The organism is Streptomyces sp. Ncost-T10-10d, from assembly GCF_900091955.1.
GTDB lineage: Bacteria > Actinomycetota > Actinomycetes > Streptomycetales > Streptomycetaceae > Streptomyces.
The window spans coordinates 1-3177 of sequence record NZ_FMDF01000241.1; the positions used below are offsets into that span (position 1 = coordinate 1).

The window sequence follows — 3177 nt, forward strand, 5'->3', positions numbered from 1 at the left end:
AACACAGTGGACGCGAGCAACTGAGGACAAGCCCTCGGCCTATTAGTACCAGTCAGCTCCACCCGTTACCGGGCTTCCACATCTGGCCTATCAACCCAGTCGTCTACTGGGAGCCTTAACCAATCAAGTTGGTGGGAACACTCATCTCGAAGCAGGCTTCCCGCTTAGATGCTTTCAGCGGTTATCCTTTCCGAACGTAGCCAACCAGCCATGCCCTTGGCAGGACAACTGGCACACCAGAGGTTCGTCCGTCCCGGTCCTCTCGTACTAGGGACAGCCCTTCTCAATATTCCTACGCGCACAGCGGATAGGGACCGAACTGTCTCACGACGTTCTAAACCCAGCTCGCGTACCGCTTTAATGGGCGAACAGCCCAACCCTTGGGACCGACTCCAGCCCCAGGATGCGACGAGCCGACATCGAGGTGCCAAACCATCCCGTCGATATGGACTCTTGGGGAAGATCAGCCTGTTATCCCCGGGGTACCTTTTATCCGTTGAGCGACAGCGCTTCCACAAGCCACTGCCGGATCACTAGTCCCGACTTTCGTCCCTGCTCGACCCGTCGGTCTCACAGTCAAGCTCCCTTGTGCACTTACACTCAACACCTGATTGCCAACCAGGCTGAGGGAACCTTTGGGCGCCTCCGTTACTCTTTAGGAGGCAACCGCCCCAGTTAAACTACCCATCAGACACTGTCCCTGATCCGGATCACGGACCCAGGTTAGACATCCAGCACGACCAGAGTGGTATTTCAACGGCGACTCCACAACCACTGGCGTGGCTGCTTCAAAGTCTCCCACCTATCCTACACAAGCCGAACCGAACACCAATATCAAACTGTAGTAAAGGTCCCGGGGTCTTTCCGTCCTGCTGCGCGAAACGAGCATCTTTACTCGTAGTGCAATTTCACCGGGCCTATGGTTGAGACAGTCGAGAAGTCGTTACGCCATTCGTGCAGGTCGGAACTTACCCGACAAGGAATTTCGCTACCTTAGGATGGTTATAGTTACCACCGCCGTTTACTGGCGCTTAAGTTCTCAGCTTCGCCGACCCGAAAGTCAGCTAACCGGTCCCCTTAACGTTCCAGCACCGGGCAGGCGTCAGTCCGTATACATCGCCTTACGGCTTCGCACGGACCTGTGTTTTTAGTAAACAGTCGCTTCTCGCTGGTCTCTGCGGCCACCCCCAGCTCGGAGAGCAAGTCTCCTCACCAGTGATGGCCCCCCTTCTCCCGAAGTTACGGGGGCATTTTGCCGAGTTCCTTAACCATAGTTCACCCGAACGCCTCGGTATTCTCTACCTGACCACCTGAGTCGGTTTAGGGTACGGGCCGCCATGAAACTCGCTAGAGGCTTTTCTCGACAGCATAGGATCATCCACTTCACCACAATCGGCTCGGCATCAGGTCTCAGCCTTAACGTGTGACGGATTTACCTACCACACGGCCTACACCCTTACCCCGGGACAACCACCGCCCGGGCTGGACTACCTTCCTGCGTCACCCCATCGCTTACCTAGTACAAGTCTGGTTCGTCGGCTCCACCACTACCCTCAACTCCGAAGAGATCGGGCCGGCTTCACGGACTTAGCATCGCCTGATTCAGTATTGGGCGTTTCAAAGCGGGTACCGGAATATCAACCGGTTGTCCATCGACTACGCCTGTCGGCCTCGCCTTAGGTCCCGACTTACCCTGGGCAGATCAGCTTGACCCAGGAACCCTTAGTCAATCGGCGCACACGTTTCTCACGTGTGTATCGCTACTCATGCCTGCATTCTCACTCGTGAACCGTCCACAACTCGCTTCCGCGGCTGCTTCACCCGGCACACGACGCTCCCCTACCCATCCGTACTCCCGTTGGGGATACATGTACGAATGACACGACTTCGGCGGTACGCTTGAGCCCCGCTACATTGTCGGCGCGGAATCACTTGACCAGTGAGCTATTACGCACTCTTTCAAGGGTGGCTGCTTCTAAGCCAACCTCCTGGTTGTCTCTGCGACTCCACATCCTTTCCCACTTAGCGTACGCTTAGGGGCCTTAGTCGATGCTCTGGGCTGTTTCCCTCTCGACCATGGAGCTTATCCCCCACAGTCTCACTGCCGCGCTCTCACTTACCGGCATTCGGAGTTTGGCTAAGGTCAGTAACCCGGTAGGGCCCATCGCCTATCCAGTGCTCTACCTCCGGCAAGAAACACACGACGCTGCACCTAAATGCATTTCGGGGAGAACCAGCTATCACGGAGTTTGATTGGCCTTTCACCCCTAACCACAGGTCATCCCCCAGGTTTTCAACCCTGGTGGGTTCGGTCCTCCACGAAGTCTTACCTCCGCTTCAACCTGCCCATGGCTAGATCACTCCGCTTCGGGTCTTGAGCGTGCTACTGAAACGCCCTGTTCGGACTCGCTTTCGCTACGGCTTCCCCACACGGGTTAACCTCGCAACACACCGCAAACTCGCAGGCTCATTCTTCAAAAGGCACGCAGTCACGACTATTGCTCCGAAGAACAACAGCGACGCTCCCACGGCTTGTAGGCACACGGTTTCAGGTACTATTTCACTCCGCTCCCGCGGTACTTTTCACCATTCCCTCACGGTACTATCCGCTATCGGTCACCAGGGAATATTTAGGCTTAGCGGGTGGTCCCGCCAGATTCACACGGGATTTCTCGGGCCCCGTGCTACTTGGGTGTCTCTCAAACGAGCCGTCAATGTTTCAGCTACGGGGGTCTTACCCTCTACGCCGGACCTTTCGCATGTCCTTCGCCTACATCAACGGTTTCTGACTCGTCTCACAGCCGGCAGACCGTGAAAGAGAGATCCCACAACCCCGCATGCGCAACCCCTGCCGGGTATCACACGCATACGGTTTGGCCTCATCCAGTTTCGCTCGCCACTACTCCCGGAATCACGGTTGTTTTCTCTTCCTGAGGGTACTGAGATGTTTCACTTCCCCTCGTTCCCTCCACACTGCCTATGTGTTCAGCAGCGGGTGACAGCCCATGACGACTGCCGGGTTTCCCCATTCGGACACCCCCGGATCAAAGCTCGGTTGACAGCTCCCCGGGGCCTATCGTGGCCTCCCACGTCCTTCATCGGTTCCTGGTGCCAAGGCATCCACCGTGCGCCCTTAAAAACTTGGCCACAGATGCTCGCGTCCACTGTGCAGTTCTC

1 rRNA gene is annotated in these 3177 nt (G+C 56.6%); it reads right to left on the minus strand.

Features of this window, described 5'->3' with window-relative positions:
* Window positions 1–22 precede the first annotated feature (22 nt).
* Window positions 23–3147 (minus strand): 23S ribosomal RNA (locus GA0115254_RS42755).
* Window positions 3148–3177 lie beyond the last annotated feature (30 nt).